The organism is Vibrio ishigakensis (assembly GCF_024347675.1).
In the GTDB taxonomy this organism is placed as follows: domain Bacteria; phylum Pseudomonadota; class Gammaproteobacteria; order Enterobacterales; family Vibrionaceae; genus Vibrio; species Vibrio ishigakensis.
Genome location: NZ_AP024882.1, coordinates 670,853 through 687,128, shown reverse-complemented (window position 1 = coordinate 687,128; position 16,276 = coordinate 670,853). Strand labels below are relative to the sequence as shown.

Annotated in this window: 15 protein-coding genes; 4 read left to right on the top strand and 11 right to left on the bottom strand. The window is 45.6% G+C overall.

What is annotated here, in order from left to right; all coding sequences use genetic code 11:
* Positions 1–40 precede the first annotated feature (40 nt).
* The 3 genes from Pcarn_RS16985 to Pcarn_RS16975 all read right to left on the bottom strand — a co-directional run bounded on the left by Pcarn_RS16985 (position 41) and on the right by Pcarn_RS16975 (position 3,059).
* A complete protein-coding gene (locus Pcarn_RS16985) occupies positions 41–991 on the bottom strand; it encodes a UDP-3-O-(3-hydroxymyristoyl)glucosamine N-acyltransferase (RefSeq protein ID WP_261837113.1) in 951 nt (316 codons plus the stop codon).
* 10 nt (positions 992–1,001) lie between these two features.
* Positions 1,002–2,036 carry a hypothetical protein gene (locus Pcarn_RS16980; protein ID WP_261837112.1) on the bottom strand — a complete coding sequence of 345 codons (1,035 nt, stop codon included), beginning with the start codon at positions 2,034–2,036 and terminating at the stop codon, positions 1,002–1,004.
* A gap of 516 nt (positions 2,037–2,552) precedes the next feature.
* A complete protein-coding gene (locus Pcarn_RS16975) occupies positions 2,553–3,059 on the bottom strand; it encodes a hypothetical protein (RefSeq protein WP_261837111.1) in 507 nt (168 codons plus the stop codon).
* A gap of 571 nt (positions 3,060–3,630) precedes the next feature.
* Here Pcarn_RS16975 and Pcarn_RS16970 point away from each other — a divergent pair.
* Positions 3,631–3,921 carry a hypothetical protein gene (locus Pcarn_RS16970; protein WP_261837110.1) on the top strand — a complete coding sequence of 97 codons (291 nt, stop codon included), beginning with the start codon at positions 3,631–3,633 and terminating at the stop codon, positions 3,919–3,921.
* Positions 3,922–3,987: 66 nt separating this feature from the next.
* On the opposite strand, the gene Pcarn_RS16965 is transcribed toward Pcarn_RS16970, so the two are convergent.
* The 5 genes from Pcarn_RS16965 to Pcarn_RS16945 form a co-directional block, all read right to left on the bottom strand.
* The gene (locus Pcarn_RS16965) at positions 3,988–4,563 is read right to left on the bottom strand and encodes a GDSL-type esterase/lipase family protein (RefSeq protein WP_261837109.1); all 576 of its coding nucleotides are present in this window, start codon (positions 4,561–4,563) and stop codon (positions 3,988–3,990) included.
* Between the two features lie 67 nt (positions 4,564–4,630).
* Positions 4,631–6,370 (bottom strand): glycoside hydrolase family 13 protein, encoded by a 1,740-nt coding sequence (locus Pcarn_RS16960; RefSeq protein ID WP_261837108.1) that lies wholly within the window; start codon positions 6,368–6,370, stop codon positions 4,631–4,633.
* Between the two features lie 2 nt (positions 6,371–6,372).
* Positions 6,373–7,203, bottom strand: a complete 831-nt coding sequence (locus Pcarn_RS16955) for a sugar ABC transporter permease (RefSeq protein ID WP_261837107.1) — start codon at positions 7,201–7,203, stop codon at positions 6,373–6,375.
* Between the two features lie 4 nt (positions 7,204–7,207).
* Entirely contained in the window at positions 7,208–8,497 is a 1,290-nt protein-coding gene (locus Pcarn_RS16950) for a carbohydrate ABC transporter permease (RefSeq protein ID WP_390904504.1), read from the bottom strand.
* Between the two features lie 60 nt (positions 8,498–8,557).
* A complete protein-coding gene (locus Pcarn_RS16945; RefSeq protein WP_261837106.1) occupies positions 8,558–9,673 on the bottom strand; it encodes an ABC transporter ATP-binding protein in 1,116 nt (371 codons plus the stop codon).
* Positions 9,674–9,957: 284 nt separating this feature from the next.
* On the opposite strand from Pcarn_RS16945, the gene Pcarn_RS16940 reads away from it, so the two are divergent.
* The gene (locus Pcarn_RS16940; RefSeq protein WP_261837105.1) at positions 9,958–10,974 is read left to right on the top strand and encodes a LacI family DNA-binding transcriptional regulator; all 1,017 of its coding nucleotides are present in this window, start codon (positions 9,958–9,960) and stop codon (positions 10,972–10,974) included.
* A gap of 129 nt (positions 10,975–11,103) precedes the next feature.
* On the top strand, positions 11,104–11,958 hold the full coding sequence (locus Pcarn_RS16935) for a helix-turn-helix transcriptional regulator (RefSeq protein ID WP_261837104.1): 855 nt from the start codon (positions 11,104–11,106) through the stop codon (positions 11,956–11,958).
* 39 nt (positions 11,959–11,997) lie between these two features.
* Here Pcarn_RS16935 and Pcarn_RS16930 read toward each other — a convergent pair whose 3' ends face one another.
* From Pcarn_RS16930 to Pcarn_RS16920, 3 genes are all read right to left on the bottom strand, one after another.
* Positions 11,998–13,062, bottom strand: a complete 1,065-nt coding sequence (locus Pcarn_RS16930; RefSeq protein ID WP_261837103.1) for a Gfo/Idh/MocA family protein — start codon at positions 13,060–13,062, stop codon at positions 11,998–12,000.
* Positions 13,062–14,111 carry a Gfo/Idh/MocA family protein gene (locus tag Pcarn_RS16925; protein WP_261837102.1) on the bottom strand — a complete coding sequence of 350 codons (1,050 nt, stop codon included), beginning with the start codon at positions 14,109–14,111 and terminating at the stop codon, positions 13,062–13,064. The genes Pcarn_RS16930 and Pcarn_RS16925 overlap by 1 nt, the downstream gene beginning before the upstream one ends.
* 170 nt (positions 14,112–14,281) lie before the next feature.
* On the bottom strand, positions 14,282–15,331 hold the full coding sequence (locus tag Pcarn_RS16920) for an NHL repeat-containing protein (protein WP_261837101.1): 1,050 nt from the start codon (positions 15,329–15,331) through the stop codon (positions 14,282–14,284).
* A 92-nt stretch (positions 15,332–15,423) separates the two neighbouring features.
* Here Pcarn_RS16920 and Pcarn_RS16915 point away from each other — a divergent pair, with 92 nt between their 5' ends.
* The gene (locus Pcarn_RS16915) at positions 15,424–16,203 is read left to right on the top strand and encodes a phytanoyl-CoA dioxygenase family protein (protein WP_261837100.1); all 780 of its coding nucleotides are present in this window, start codon (positions 15,424–15,426) and stop codon (positions 16,201–16,203) included.
* Positions 16,204–16,276: the final 73 nt, after the last annotated feature.

Below are 16,276 nucleotides of genomic sequence, written 5' to 3'. Positions count from 1 at the left end.
AACATCTACAGGCAGTCTTAAGAAGGAAACAGTGGTGTAATTAAAGGCTGTTTAGCTTAGACACACTGCGCAGGAAATCCTTGCTATTACGCGCTGGATAACCGGAGACACGACTGTTTGGCTTGATAGACTTAGTAATACCCGCTTGACCGTGCGCTATGGTGTTGGCACCGATAGTAATGCCTCCTGTTACACCCACCTGACCATGCAAAATGACGTTGTCTTCGAGCTTAGTCCAACCAGCGATACCCACCTGAGACACCAGAATACAACGTCGACCTATTTCTACATCGTGTCCAATCTGCACCAAGTTATCTATCTTGGTATTGCGCCCAATTCGAGTGGCCCCTAAGGTGCCGCGGTCGATGGTGCAATTACAGCCGATCTCAACCTGGTCCTCTATCACCAGCTTGCCTAGGCTAAGCAGTCTTTGATAATCACCATTGATGTCAGTGAAGTACTCAAAGCTGTTGTTCCCGATTGAGCAGTTTGAGTCAATAATGACGTGACTGCCTATCTCTGTGTTGTCTTTAATCACGGTGTTAGCATTGATAGCGACATTGTCACCTATGGTCACAAAATTCCCTATCACCACACCTGGGGCAAAATAGCAGTTCTTACCAATTTTACAGCCCACGCCTATACTGACCTTGTCGAACTCAGGGGTCGGTTCTAGGCTCGATGCCTGTTGAGCCGCTTTTTGCACCTGCATCTGTTTAAGCATCAAGAAGACCTGATTGATCCTCTCTACCTCAAACTTCTTCACCACCAACTTAGTTTTCGCTAGTGACGCTTTGTTTAATATCGCCTCAGGGCCGACGATGACATCGGCCTGAGAACCAGAAATCAAATTCAAATCGCTCTGCCTAAAGACAATCGCAAGACCTCCCCTCTCTTCGCAGTCCAAGGGTACTACCTTATCGATAGATACTGATGGGTCACCAAAAGCCTGAGCATTTAAGATTTGTTTAATTTCTAGTATGGATATCATGTAAAACTCTTTAGAACGCGTACTGACCAAAAATCATGAAGCGAGTAACTTCGTTTTTGCCGTTATCGATTTTGCCGCCTGACCAAGAAGTATCCGCCTCATTGTCGTTATGAGTGAACTCTACTTCACCGCCTAGACGCCAGCTGTTGTAGCTGTAATTGTACCCGATAGTGGTTTTGTTAACTGTGGTGAAGTACTCATCTTGACCACCGTTTTGCGTGGTAGTTTGTTGTGCGTAGCGATGGCGTACTGTCAGTGTACCGTATGGACCTGTATAGCTGATGGATGGCTCGACTAACCACTCCTCAAAGTCTTGCAGGTGGGAATCTGTCACATTGCCCGTGGATTCGTCTTTCCCATAATAGAACTCTACACCTATGTTGATGGAATCAAAGTTCATAGTTGGTCTAGTAGAAATTGCCCAGCCATTGATGTCATAGTCACCCCAATCAGCACCTGCTTGTTGGTCGTTAACCAAGTTGCTGTACTTGTAGGTAGCATAGCTATAGGCACCGAAACCTTGGCGACTGTTCCAGTAGTCGACGAAAGCGCTTGCCTCCAGTAGATGCTCTGATTTGCCATATCGGCCGTTGATCCATGGGCCACTATATACTCGGTCTGAACTGGCAAATTCATTGTTTAGTGAAGCACCTACATTGAGCCCGTTACCAATGTAGTAATCGGTTGAAAGCAAGATAAGGTGCTTTAGACCCTCTTCCAACTGATTATCTAAGCCATCGGCAGAGCGGTATTCATCAGTAAACTGCTTAAAGGCATAAAAGATATCTAAAGGGTATTCCTGAAAGGTAAGAGCAGTATCTATTATGGAGTTTTCACGGTAGGTAGCTTTACCTGTTTTACTCCCTGTTGGATCATAGTAAACCGTATCTTGAGTCTCAGCGATTAGACCAACGTGGCCATTCACTTTGACGATCTTGTCAGAAAATGTAAGGTCTGAGTTTGCTTGTGCTTGCATTGAACCCAAAGATAGGGACGTTACGATAAGTGCATTACTTACGCATAAGGCAAGATATTTCTTTTTCATTTTAACCCCGAAATTAATTATTTTAATTTGATTTGTAAGACACGAAAAATATATCCAATGTGTCATCTTTATTAAATTTGCTTAAAACGTTTAACCTCTCAACCCCTTCACGGTTACTTCCTGTGACAAAATAAACGGGACAATAATCACAAATAAGCACCAATTTAAATCCAAATAAGGTTATAACTCTGGTTAATAGATTAACCTCACTTTATTTAAATTTACTCAAGACCAAATTTGACAAGTGAGACATGGGGTAAAATCACTGCACACCAGGCCATGAGTGGTCTAAGGTTTCCATACACCGGTCCATTTAGACCAAAACGGGTCGGTTCAAAAAATTAGAACAAGCCACCAATTAATTCATCACTAAAATAATGATATATTTCGAGTAATAAAATATATTTATTGCCTTAAAATATTATTAATCGACGAGCGAATTAACTAATTATTCCAAATAAGAAAAACACAAAAAGCCGCCATCAAAATGGCGGCATTTATACATCTAAGTTGAAATTAACTGCACTTAGCAATCATGCCGTATTGCTCTTTGCCATTTTCATCTAACTTAAGAGACCAAACATATTTACCTGGCTCTTTGAATTCAACCGTTGATGGCTTAGCAAAGCCACCACGCTTCATGTACGAAGGAACTTCAGGGGTCCAGTATCTGCTGTTTTCAAAGATGTACACATCTGTCCAACCAGCTTTAGCAAACTGGATGTCGAAGATGCCTTCATGCTCTTCATGAACCAGCTGATACACGTTGTTGCCTTTGTACTGCATTAGGCGGTCGTCATGCAGTGCCCAGTAGCTGTCAGTAAACGCACCAGAAACATAGATAAACTTCTTGCTTACGCCTTCGCGGTAGTTGTGATCAGGGTTATCACACGCCATCATGAAGGCTTCTAGGTCGGCTGGCACTGCTGCTGGCTCAAGGACAACATCTTTACCAGTAGACTGGCAACCCCATAGGGCTGTGGAGCATAGGGCAAGGATCAGCGCTTTCTTATTATTAATCATATAGTTAACCTATTTCTAATTATGAAACTTTCCGGTATCAGCCCACAAACTATCGGCTGCACCCTTTTTATCTAAGACCAACGCTACTTTAATCCCTAATTAGGGGCTAATTACACATGATTAAAATGTTTAATCTAACAATTATTCATAGGAGAAGGCTTTACGCGCGCTTAGTGTGATGAAATTCTCACATTTCTTCTTATTGACCAGATGCATACTGGTTAATGGTTTAACCACACATAATTGAATATTTCTAGCGCCACTTCCACCACTCAAAAAAAGCTTAAATCGAACTAACTCTATATATGGTGGGCCTAGTAGTGCTTCGAACTAGAACGCAGTCCATTTTCACAACCCACAAAAAAGCAACAAACAAAAACCATACCAGCAATATTACCGACACAATAGTTTAACGATTAACCTTATAAAAAGTCCGATCAAGATCAAAATTTATTACCCAATAAAAACAATAAGTTACAATTTATTGAGAGAGTAAATTATTAATAATGACATACACAGGATGCAGTTCGGCCTATAATGATCTCGTGCCAACAATAAGTAAGGAGCCATTATGTTTAAGAAAGTGTTATTTGTTTTACTATTAGGTGGTTCAATTGTGGGATGCGCTGGAGGAAACAATCACGCTAATCTGTCTCAAGAGCAAATCAATGAGATTTGTCAGCAAGATGGATATAAAGCAGGGAAAGAGCAGCTTCCATACGATGGCTTGTGCCGCAATGTTAATTCGGAATATGTTGCGCGTTATGAACTTGGTCGTGAAAATAAGCCAAGCTTTGATCGATATAACAGCCAGCGAAATAGAATCACTTCTCAAACCCGCTATCAATCATCACATAACTAACCTCGCGCAAGGTCAGTGAGTTGCGGCGCTGCATACGGTGCCGCAACCCTAGATGATACAGTAGAATTACACCGCCTCAGCAAGCAGTTTATCGCGCCACTGCAGATACATATCCCCTTGCAGATGTACGCCGTCAAACGTGGCCTCTGATTTAATTGTGCCGCGCTCAGCAAACAAACTATTTAGATCGATCAGGGTAAGACCTTGCGATCTAGCCAGCTCTTCAATCAGACCATTGAGCTTATCAACACTCTGATTCCAATCAGGGTTATTGGTCAAAATGGTTGATTGCAATACGACACGAACACCTTGCTTAGTCAGAGTATCCACCACCTTTCGGTAACTTTCCATGATGCGCTCAGGCGTTCGGTCTTGGGCAATGTCATTGATACCAGCAAGCAAGAAAACCGTGTCGGGCTCAGTAGCAAGTACAGAGTCTAGTCTTCCGAGCATACCTACTATAGTGTCGCCATCTATACCCCTATTCGCGACACGCTTAGAAGGAAACAGCTCCCCCCAACGACCAGCATTGGTAATGCTATCTCCGAGGAATACCCAATCCGAAGCCTGCACTAGCTCGTCAAACAATCGCGTCTGTGCCAGATATTTATCCACCGGACAGTTTTGGTTGTCGACATCCATAAAATCTCCTTAGCATGCAACAAACTAAAAAAGGCACATCGAGCTTGATGTGCCTTAATTTCTCAGATTAGCTCAAGCGTAATCCGTAAGGTTCAAGCTCAAAACGTTGGCCTTGAATCTCAGCCGTTTCCGCTTGGTCACTGTTACTTAGAATCACCAACAAGTTACCGATCCTGTACGCCACCACTTTTTCCGCGCCAGTCTCCAGCCATTCTAGGCTGTGTCCGATAAAGTGACCGTTTTCTTTTCTGAGCTCGATTAGGCTCTTGATAAACGGCTTCATCGGACTTTGATGTGCCTCTTCACTCCAGTCCATGCAGTTACGGGCCGACATGTTAATGGTACCCTGCATGCCTATCTCTGAGCCATAGAAAATACATGGGCTTCCAGGTTGAGTAAACAAGAAGGCAAACAACAGCTTAGCCCTACGTTCATCACCATCACACAAGGTCTTGATGCGTGACGTATCATGGCTATCCACCAGATTAAGCATTACCTCTTGAATAGGCTTTGGATACATGAGGTTCGCCGTATTAACACGACTGACCATCTCTCCTTTGTTGATGTCTTGGTTGGCAAAGAAGTCAATCGCTGGCTGGCTCAGTGGGTAGTTCATCAACGCATCATACTGCTCGCCACGAAGCCAGTTCATACCTCCGTGCCAGATCTCACCTAAGATGTAACACTCTGGGTTGATGGCCTTCACCGTGCGTCGGAAATCACGCCAAAACTCATGCCCAACCTCGGCAGCCACGTCCAAACGCCAACCATCGATATCATAGTTCTCGGTCCAGTACTTGGTTACCGCCAATAGATAATCACGACACTCTGGATTCTGAACGTTTAGCTTAGGCATAGAAACGTTGTCGGCAAACGACTCGTAGTTCAGCACACCGTTGTCATCGTACTCATTCTTGTCATGCTCCACAGGGAAGCGATTGATATAGAACCAGTCTGCGTATTTAGAGTTTTCACCATTAACGATCACATCCTGCCAAATCGGCGATTTATGCCCAATATGGTTATACACCGCATCCAGCATGACTCTGATACCACGCTTGTGCGCCTCTTCGATCAGTGTCTTAAGTGCTTTGTTCCCGCCAAAGGTAGGATCTACCGAGTAGTAATCGATGGTGTCATACTTATGGCTAGACTCCGCGGTAAACACAGGACAGAAATACACCCCTGTGATACCCAACTCTTGCAGATAATCCAATTTCTGGATGATGCCCCACAAGTCGCCACCAGTTTGACCGACGTTGGTGTTCTCCGTCCCCCAAGGCAGGCAGCCCAAAGGGTCACAAGATGGATCACCATTAAAGAATCGCTCAGGATAGACTTGATACCAGATAGTCTCTTTCACCCATTGCGGTGTCTTGATCACATCTGATGGCACTATGTAAGGGAAACAGAAGAAGTTATAAAGGGTCTTCAGTTCTCTATCTGCGGATTTTGCATCTGTGATGTCAGCGCTGAACGACTCACCGACCAACATACGACGACCATCATTCAAGTAAACGATAAAGCCATAGCGAGCACGCTTTCTGTCTGCCTTGTAGTCAGCAAACCAATGCTGGCTGTGGTCAGTAGTGGCTTCTAGTTTCATCTCGATCTCTTCACCACCGTTCCAGCCACGAAGTTCTTTATTGTCCGATGACATGTCCCATACATACGGGTCACCAACCCATAGGCACACCTTAGTGGCAATGTCGATGCCTGTCTGCAGACGAATATGAATGGTGTCATTATCGAATGCATAGCAATCACGACCTGAACCTGTGTGAAAAATAGTACTTAATGCGTCCATAATTAACCCTTAACCGCTCCGCCTGTTAAACCTTTTGAAATGTGTTTTTGCATGAAAATGAATAGACTGCCGATTGGAATCGCAACCAAGATGGCACCTGCTGTAAACAGCTTGTAGTTCTCAGCTGACTGCGACTGAATCCAACCAAATATGCCCACAGCTAGCGTCATCTTGTCTTCTGAGCGCAAAATGATACTTGGTAAGATGAAGTCCATCCAAGGTGCGGTGAACGAGGTCAGCGCAATGAATACCAGGATAGGTTTTGCCAGTGGCAAGATAATCTCAACAAAGATTCGCAGGTGTCCTGCCCCATCCAGAGTTGCGGCCTCGTCCAGCGAGCGTGGAATAGCATCGAAGAAGCCTTTTACCAACCAAGCATTGAACGGCAGCGTCGCGGCACTGTAAACAATCAGCAAGCCCCAGTAGCTGTCAATGAGCGCCATACGCGTCAAGATGACATAGATCGCCGTCATAGACAGGAAGGCAGGGAACATCTGTAACACCAGAATACCCATCATAACGTGACGCTTAGCCTTGAACTTATAACGTGAGAATACATAAGCGGTAATGGTCACGAAGATAAGGTTCAGCAAGGTATTCGCTGTCGCCACATAGAAGGTGTTCCAATACCACTGCAAGTACTTGGTATCCAGTAGCTTGCGGTAGTTGTCGAAGTTCAGTGTGCTCCAGTCGAGTGGCTCTGAAGAGAACAGAGACGCACTGGACTTAAAGGAGGAAATCACGATCCAGCCAACAGGGGTAAGCACTAACGCACTTATTATGATAAGGAATGCATACGAAATGATGCCTTCGAATGTCAGTTTATTATTCATAACCTTACGCTACCTCTTCCTTAAACGACTTCATGCGGCGGAATTGCCAGATTGCGATGACGGATAGGAACAAGAAGATCAGGATAGATACTACCGATGCCATCTGATATTGCTTAAATTCAAGCGTCATTTTGTAGATCCATGAGATCAGGATGTCCGTGTGGCCTGCATACACGTAGTCGGTATTAATAGGTCCACCATCTGTGATCAGATACACGATACCCATGTTGTTAAAGTTCATTGCAAAGTTCATCACCAGCGTCGGTGCGGTTTGCTGGAGAACCAGTGGTAAGGTGATCTCTCTGAACTGTTGGAATCGACTCGCACCATCTACCTCACTCGCCTCATACAGGTTGGCAGGGATATTGGTTTTAGCACTAGTGATCAGCAGCATATAGAAAGGGCTACCCAGCCATACACCCACAAAGATACACACCAACTTGGCATACAGAGGGTCAGTCAAAAAGGCAATCGAACCAATGCCAATAGAAGCTAGGAAGTCGTTTACCGGGCCGATACCGTTTAGCATCAGGCGGAACGAGAGCAAGCTAACGAACGCAGGGATGGCATAAGGCAATATAAGGATAAGACGCCACATGCCCTTGAACTTAACCTGACGGTTCTCCACCGCGCTCGACATCATAAAGCCAACCGCGTAGGTCAAAATTGTCACTGTGGTCGCCCAAATCAGCGTCCAGATAGTGATGGAGATAAAGGTGCTTGACCAACCTTTCGCGCTGGAAAGTCTGAAGAAGTTTTCAAGACCGACCCAGTCAACCAGATTCCTTGGCGGAATATAGTTAGGTGCAGAGTAGTTTGTCAGCGCCACCATCGCAGTGATGATAATTGGCAATATGATAAAGAATAGAGTCGCAATTGCCGCCGGTGTTAATGCCAGAGCAGGGAAATATTCTTCATAGATATTTTTAAATTGCTGCTTAACCGAAATTCGGCAATAAGGCACATCTCTTAGGGAGTCTTTAACATTAAAGACATACAAGGTAATAAACATCACTAGGAATGACGCCATTACTACCCCTTCCACCAGCAAGTGGATCGAGTTATCCCCCTGAATAACCTCGAAGCCATTGCGCTGTTGAGTCACCTCACCTAGAGTGATTAAGCCATTGATTGAATGGATAAATTGCGGGATATAGAAAATAAAAAGTAGCTGTATAACCAGTAGGAAAACACCCTTGATCTGGTCGCCTCTTTTTATTTGTGCACTTCCCATCACTAAAAAGTGCAAAAGATTAAAGCTACTTTTCCGTGGCAAACTTTCGTGTACATGCATAATAGAAACCTTATTTAATTCTCATCTCACAAACTCACTAGAGTTTGCGATGTTCACCACTTACTTCAGAGTTACGTTCTCTTCCGTATTTACATCAAATACATGGCTAAACTGAGTATTAAATTTCAGCTTGTAGTTGAAGCCAACATCGCTTGGATCGATATCAATGTCCGCCATCTTTGAGATCACTGTACCTGCACCGACTCTAAAGTGCAGATATTTCTCGTCACCCATGTTTTCAACCACCAAAAGCTTGCCGTCGATAGCACCTGCTTCATCATGCGGAACCACTTGAACATGCTCAGGGCGGATACCGAAACATACCTTCCCGCCCATATATGGCATTAGGTTACTGTTTTGTGGAATTGCGATTTTCTCTCCAGGGACTGGCTCCACATACGCTTCGCCTTTCTCTTCGTCCAGTACACAATCGATCAGGTTCATAGGCGGTGTGCCAATAAAGCCCGCTACAAACTTGTTTTTTGGATACTTGTACAGATTTGATGGTGTATCTACCTGCATGATCTCACCTTGATTCAACACGCAGATACGATCACCTAGAGTCAGCGCTTCAATCTGATCGTGGGTTACGTAGATCATGGTCGCTGGGCTACCTTGCTTCTTGAGCTTCTGATGCAGTTTTGAGATCTTAGCGCGCATAGAGACACGCAATTTTGCATCAAGGTTTGAGAGAGGCTCATCGAATAGGAATACGTCTGGCTTACGCACGATAGCACGGCCTACCGCTACACGCTGACGCTGGCCCCCAGACATCTCTTTAGGCTTACGCATCAGCAGATCTGTGATTTCCAGCTCTTTCGCCGCCTCTTGCACGCGACGATCGATTTCATCTTTTGGCATCTTGCTGATCTTCAAGCTGAACGCCATGTTGTCGTATACGGTTTTGTGCGGATACAGAGCGTAGTCCTGAAACACCATGGCTACGCCGCGATCTTTCGCTGGGACCATGTTGACGGTTCGACCACCAATCTTCACCTCACCATCGGTGATAGCCTCTAGGCCAGCAATCATTCTTAGGGTGGTTGATTTCGCACAACCTGATGGTCCAACAAAGACCATAAACTCGCCGTCTTTAATATCTAGATCGATGCCTTTGACTGCGTTAAAGCCATTTTCATAGCTTTTTATCACTGAGTGTAACTGCACACTTGCCATAATTGTTACCTATCAACTTTATTATTTATTAGTTTGTAGGGTTGCTAAGCGAGATAGGCTCGTCATCTCCGACAGAGCGCTATTTTCACTTCAACTACATGGCTTCATGCTAACTAACGGAAGGGGAATCCGGTTACATGGTTAAAATGTTTAACCTCTCAAGAACAATGCCCATTATTGTTATGCAACACTTAACTTGACCCGATTCACACTTTATATGATTGATCCGATATATGATTAGGTTAAATGATTAACCATTATAATAACGAACGGCACTTCCCCCGATGACGACTATTGTTGACCTAGCTCAATATTGCGGTGTTTCCACCGCAACCATTTCCATGGTTTTGAGGAATAAAGGTCGAATTTCAGAAAAAACCCGTGACCGTGTTCTCAAAGCTGTAGACGAACTTGGCTATATCTATAACCAGTCCGCCGCCAACCTGAGATCGCGAAATAATAACCAGATAGCCCTACTGGTTAACGACATAACCAACCCTTTCTTCAGCCAGTTAACCACCGGGGTTAATGAGCACATAGAAAGCATCAATAAACTGCTGTTTCTGGCTATCTCTGGTAACTCTAAGGAGAAACAAGAGAAGTTCATTGAGAACATGCTCAGCTACAACACCTCAGGTCTAATTCTTTGTCCGACACCAAACTTTGATGTTCGCCTACTCGATACCCTAAAAAAGCGCCAGCTATCTATCGTGTTATCTGTACGACCTATCGATGGCACCGACCTGGACTTTGTCGGTACCGACAACTTTTATGGTGCACAGCTGGTCACCAAGCACCTGATTGACCTTGGTCATCGCCACATCGCATTTGTTGGTGGTGAGGAAGGGTCGATGACGCGTTCGAGTCGATTAGCGGGATACATGGCAAAACTGATGGAGCACGGAATTTCCCCTAATCCGCGCTACATAGTACCATCCCCGTCTACTCGTCGAGGCGGTGCCGAAGCCATCCGCTATATCCTGCAATATCACCACAAGGTGACTGCAGTCGTATGCCACCAAGATGTGATCGCCTTTGGGGTAATGAACGCACTGCACGCAAAAGGGTTGTTCCCCGGTAAAGATTTCGCGGTAACCGGATTCGATGATGTACCAGAGGCGAGAGAGTCCTACCCAGACCTCACCACGGTGTCGGTATCGGCCACCGAGATCGGTCGGCGCGCTGCCAAGGCATTGGTAGAGCGCATCGAGGGTAATGATGAGCCTCAGCGCAGGATCATCATCTCACCCAAACTCGTAGTGCGACAATCCACCGGCGCTCAGAGCCATAGCACCTACTAGCAAGGCTTCTTATTTTACTAATGGAGAAAGCGACCTTATTTTGTCGCTTTCTTTTTGATTGCCGCCCCCTGCTTTTCCCCACCCTTTTTGGGAATCGCAGCAGTTACACCTTTTATTTAGCAAAGAGCCATGCAGCCTATTAGACAGCCTCTACCACAACATACGGATTCGCATACCTTCTCTTGTTATGCGATCCACCTAAAAAAGCAGGACCCTTATTGGCACTATCACAAACAGATAGAGCTGATTTACGCCATCGAGGGCAGTTGCCGCAGCTTGGTTGGAGATAGCCGAGATATTCTGTCCGCCGGACAGCTGCTGCTACTGGGTGAAGATCTTCCCCATGATCTAGTCGTGGAACCTGAACACCCGCACTGCAAATTTATGGTGATCCACTTCCACAGTGAATTCTTGTCGGCGTTTCCAGAGTTCAAGGCCACTCGTGAATTGCTCGACTTGGCTAAACTTGGGCTTCGCTTTGATGATATGCCACTGGCAATCAAAGAAAACCTGCTCGATATCGAAAACCTCGAGCCACCGCTACAAATGGTGCGTATGCTGACCGTTTTGCACGAACTGGTTCAGGAGAGCCAGCGCCATGCGCCAAAGGTTTTGTCCTCGGTAAAATTCACTAAATACGATATCGAGAAGCAGCGCTACGAGAAGCTCAATCGGGTACTTGCCTTTATTCACGACAACAAAGGCGAGTCACTGTCGGTGGATACTGTGGCAAGCCACGCCAATATGACCAGCCCAGCTTTTTGCCGCTGGTTTAAAAAGTCCATGTCGATTAGCTTTCTCACCTATCTCAACAATGTTCGAATCGAAGATGCGTGCCGACTACTGATAAACAGCCAGCAGCAGATTGGCCAGATTGCCATAGAGACTGGTTTTGATAGCTTGAGTAGCTTCAATCGTAACTTTTTAAAGCTTAAAGGCTGCTCACCGAGCGAGTATCGCAAGTCGGTGCAGACACCAGCCTAAACAAAAAGCGCCTCATTAGAGGCGCTTTTTACTCTTTCACTAAAGACCCAAAGCCTCACCGGGTTTGACCGACTTGCCCGTTTCCGCACTGGCGACGGCGGCAAAACACAAACCTAAACTCTCTAGGTTATCCATACCGTTGGTTTGGGGATCACGCTCGGTGGCAATAGCGTTGATTAACTCGGCCATCGCACCATGGAACCCATCGGTAAACCATGCTCCCTCGAGCACTGGGGAGATTCGTCCCTCTTTGGTGTGCAAGGTAATGGTCTGCTGATTCAGATTCGGCCCTTCACTGACCAGGGTACCTTGTGTGCCAATGATCACGGTGCGATCGTTTTGTCCGTACATGGTATTAGCACTGAGCACAATAGACGCCTGCGCATTTTCGTAACGCACAATGGTGTTGTTTAGCAGTGGTGGCTTGGCCGTCTGACCCACACCTACCGCAGCGGTTGCCATCACATCCACAGCTTTCTTCGGGTGCATAAAGCCCGCCAACATATCGAACCAATGGATACCAAAGTCATATAAGATGGCGTATTTCATCTCGTTAAATGGCATGCTTGCGATCATGTTGTGGTCCCAGTTAACGCACAGTTGCACATCCTGCACCTCACCAACTAGACCCTGACGCACAGCCTCTTTCAAATATGAGAAATGCGGTGCCCAGCGAGCATTTTGATTGATGGCCAGCTTCACCCCTTTCGCCTCGGCAAGCTCTGCCAGTCTCAAACCATCTTCTAGATTGAGCACATACGGCTTTTGGCTCAGGATATGCTTACCCGCAACTATAGCCTTTTCGATCATTTTGACGCGAATATCTGGATGGGTAGTGATATCGACAATATCTACGCTGGCTTCCTCAAGAAGCACCTCATAGTCCGAGTACAGCTTGGCTTCAGGGAAAAACTCTTGTTGACGCTTTTCCATCGCTTGTTGGTCGATATCACACAGTGCCACTACCTGATAACCGGCTTTTTGATAGGCCTGCAGGTGTGCGCCCGAGATCTCACCACAGCCTATTAATGCAATGCGCGGCTCAAAACCTTGGGTCAGAGTCGGTTTGTATGCCAACTGAAGTGCTTTAGCGATCTTATCCATTAGAACAGCTCCTCTACGGCAACAGTTCTGCGCTGTTCGATGCTCATCTCAGCAGCGGTAACTATCATCTGTCCTATCTTCGAGGTCTTGGCCGAAATTGGGCCTTCAACCCCAAGATTATTCTCGATGCAGTGGATCAGGTACTGACAGAAGTTTTGCTGCGGAGCTTGCAGAGTATCCACTGGTATATCCAAGCGTTGCTTGTCTTTTCTCAGCTGGACCTCAACCACCTCTGCGTAATCAAAACTCGCAATCGTACCCTGACTTCCAACTAGGATAAAACCGGTCTTCGGCAGGGGTTGCTCCTCCCAAGGGTTAGACAGCATGTCCCAGCGAGTTTCAAACTTAGACAGGCCAGTATCGTATTCGCATACCGTGATGCTGTGGCGATCGATCTCCTCACCGTCACGCACTGTGGCGAACGCAGTTACTGACTTTGGCAGTTTGTCGTTCATAAACCAGGTGCCAAGGGTCACACCATAGCCCAAATAGTCTTGTAGTGAACCACCGCCTTGCTCTTTGTTCAGCAGCCACAACTGGTCACCTGAAATCACATCATCGTCGGCCATGTTGCCATCGTAATAATGGATATCCAAAAGTTCACCAATCAAGCCTTCATCGATAAGGCGCTTCGCGGTCACATGAGAGGGATACCAAGCGAGAGGCCAGTTACACACCAATTTCTTGCCAGTCGCCTCAACAACATTGATCATCTCTTGAGCATCAGAGAGCGTCAGGGCGAATGGCTTCTCTACCACTATGTGATAACCCTCACCATGCTCTGCAATCTTGCGAGTCCACTCTAGGTGGTCTTTGTTTGCTGGGCAAATAATTACAATATCAGGTTGAGTTTCATCTAGGCACGCTTTGTAATCAGAATAAACACGGTCTTGAGAAATATGGAATGACTCAATAGAGTCGGCCATCTCTTCAACGCGTTCATGACAGACCCCAACAATCTCTACATTGCTGTTGCTATAAGCATCTCCTAGCAACATGCTCATATGCATATGGTCAAAATTGATTCCTGCTACTTTCCACTTTTTCATCTTAGTCCCATAAATCAGTCTAGTTGTGTACAAATTGATCACTGTTGTGAGTTACCTTCAGACCCCCTAGCACCGGTGAAATCTAGCAACAATCACTAGTTTGTGCAGACAAATATACAGGACTAATAAACGAGGATTCCGCGCAATACTTACCCCAAATAACCTAAAAATTATCCCTCGAACAATCGACTATTAACGCTGAGACTCAAATCACAATCGTCGCTTTGATGATTTATATATAGAAGGGAAAAAGGAAGGGTTTGCTCTGCTCTCCACTGACTAATAATCAGCTTATTGTCTTCCAATACCAGAACGTCATGCACATGATGGAAGGGGGAGTCTTCGGATACGCAGAGAGGAGTAAGAATGCCATTGTCATAGAGAACCGCCTCTGCACCCAAAGCCTCAACCACCTTACCTTGCTTATCCAGGATCAAGACAAAACCACTGTTGTCATCTCGCTCGAGATAATTTTCTAGGTCAACATCACTGACGATTGGGCCAGACCAACACACGCCTGCATACAGGTAATCGCCTTTGATGACGGGGCGGCACGGGTAAGCGCCGGGCAAATGAATAGCCTCGATATATTCGCCATCGAGCGTGTAAAATTTAAAGCGCGATTGTTTTCGAGACGATACCACCAAACGCTCAGTTCCAGAGCGAGAATCAATAGCGATACCGTGCGGATTAAGCAGTGAACTGTCCAATTCACTGAAGCCACCAAAGGTATGTTTATAGGTGCCCTTTCGGTCAAAGCAGTGCACAAAGCTCGCACCGTAGCCGTCTGCGATGTAGATATCACCGTTGCTGGCAACGCAGGTTTCAGTTGGGTTGTAGGTTAAACCTTGCTCATATAGACCAAGTTCAAATGGATTCTTAAAGGTGTGAAGCACTTTTCCATCCAAAGTTGTTTTTACAACCTTACCTAACCCTTTATTGACCACACCATTAATCTCAGTCACGCCAGTTTGTGTAATAAGCAGGTATTCCTGACCTTCATCTTCGAACAGGGTTAGCCCGTGAGTACCATCAAAGCCGAGGGTCCAGCTTTCAAGGAACTTCCCTTGTTCTGTGAAAATTAAGATATTGTTTTCTGGGCAATCGACGCTTAGAAACACCCTACCATCTCGGCTCTGTGCTAGCTCATGACAGTTATCTATGCGTATATGTTGTGGCACCTTAGTCCAATTGGTATTGACCTCAAACTTGGTAGGCATGGCTGATCCTCTGTTATTACAAAGTTAACAAAATAAAGTTTGCATAACATAACAAACAAGTTTAATTTGTAAACACAAAAACGGAGGGCATTATGACAACAGCTACCCCTACTCGACCTGAATCACAAAATCCTACTGCCCTGCAGCAATATCAAGAACAGGGCTTCATCCTGCATAAGCAGCCTCTTCTTAAAGAAAGTCAGTTTTCTAAGCTGGCCGAGATCTTTGAATCTCTACTCGCTGAGAAGGGAGACCTCAGAGCGGATGAACTCAACCGCCCTCACTATGCAGATCCAAGACTATTTGAGTTTCTGACAGCCAAACCTGTATTGGATCTGGTTGAATCCTTGATCGGTCCTAACATTGGCCTTTGGAGTAGCCACTTCATCTGTAAAGAACCCTTCACCGGACGTACTACACCTTGGCACGAAGATTCAAAATACTGGGAAGGTCGAATCGATAGAATGGATAAGCTGGCGACCATTTGGCTTGCTATTGACCCTTCAAACAAGCAAAACGGTTGTATGCGCGTGATTCCTGGCACCCATTTGGTAAGTGGCGATCTAGAGTATGTACCTGTAAGCAAGGAAACCCATACCTTTGGTACCGAGCTTCACAATCGATATTTCGATGATAACGATGCGGTCTATTTTGAACTGCAACCGAATGAGTGCTCGGTGCATGACGGGCGCATCTTCCATGGCGCATTAGCAAACACCAGCCCAATACGACGCTGTGGATACACCATGCGCTATGTGTCTCTCGACTGTAAAATTAACCAGAACCACCCAGGCAATGAGACTCACAAGCTATATCATCTTCGTGGTGAAAACCTAGGTAACAACAAAGTTGTACAGGTGCCTGAGTTCTAAAAACTAGTGTTGATAGCTCATTAAAAGGCTCTAGGTATCTAGAGCCTTTTTCACATCTGGTTGATGATAAGTT

Coding starts and splice junctions, on each gene's coding strand:
- Pcarn_RS16925 (WP_261837102.1), bottom strand. CDS start 14,111: ATGAAAAAGTGGAAAGTAGCAGGAATCAATTTTGACCATATGCATATG.
- Pcarn_RS16985 (WP_261837113.1), bottom strand. CDS start 991: ATGATATCCATACTAGAAATTAAACAAATCTTAAATGCTCAGGCTTTT.
- Pcarn_RS16915 (WP_261837100.1), top strand. CDS start 15,424: ATGACAACAGCTACCCCTACTCGACCTGAATCACAAAATCCTACTGCC.
- Pcarn_RS16970 (WP_261837110.1), top strand. CDS start 3,631: ATGTTTAAGAAAGTGTTATTTGTTTTACTATTAGGTGGTTCAATTGTG.
- Pcarn_RS16945 (WP_261837106.1), bottom strand. CDS start 9,673: ATGGCAAGTGTGCAGTTACACTCAGTGATAAAAAGCTATGAAAATGGC.
- Pcarn_RS16920 (WP_261837101.1), bottom strand. CDS start 15,331: ATGCCTACCAAGTTTGAGGTCAATACCAATTGGACTAAGGTGCCACAA.
- Pcarn_RS16980 (WP_261837112.1), bottom strand. CDS start 2,036: ATGAAAAAGAAATATCTTGCCTTATGCGTAAGTAATGCACTTATCGTA.
- Pcarn_RS16930 (WP_261837103.1), bottom strand. CDS start 13,062: ATGGATAAGATCGCTAAAGCACTTCAGTTGGCATACAAACCGACTCTG.
- Pcarn_RS16940 (WP_261837105.1), top strand. CDS start 9,958: ATGACGACTATTGTTGACCTAGCTCAATATTGCGGTGTTTCCACCGCA.
- Pcarn_RS16965 (WP_261837109.1), bottom strand. CDS start 4,563: ATGGATGTCGACAACCAAAACTGTCCGGTGGATAAATATCTGGCACAG.
- Pcarn_RS16975 (WP_261837111.1), bottom strand. CDS start 3,059: ATGATTAATAATAAGAAAGCGCTGATCCTTGCCCTATGCTCCACAGCC.
- Pcarn_RS16960 (WP_261837108.1), bottom strand. CDS start 6,370: ATGGACGCATTAAGTACTATTTTTCACACAGGTTCAGGTCGTGATTGC.
- Pcarn_RS16935 (WP_261837104.1), top strand. CDS start 11,104: ATGCAGCCTATTAGACAGCCTCTACCACAACATACGGATTCGCATACC.
- Pcarn_RS16950 (WP_390904504.1), bottom strand. CDS start 8,497: ATGCATGTACACGAAAGTTTGCCACGGAAAAGTAGCTTTAATCTTTTG.
- Pcarn_RS16955 (WP_261837107.1), bottom strand. CDS start 7,203: ATGAATAATAAACTGACATTCGAAGGCATCATTTCGTATGCATTCCTT.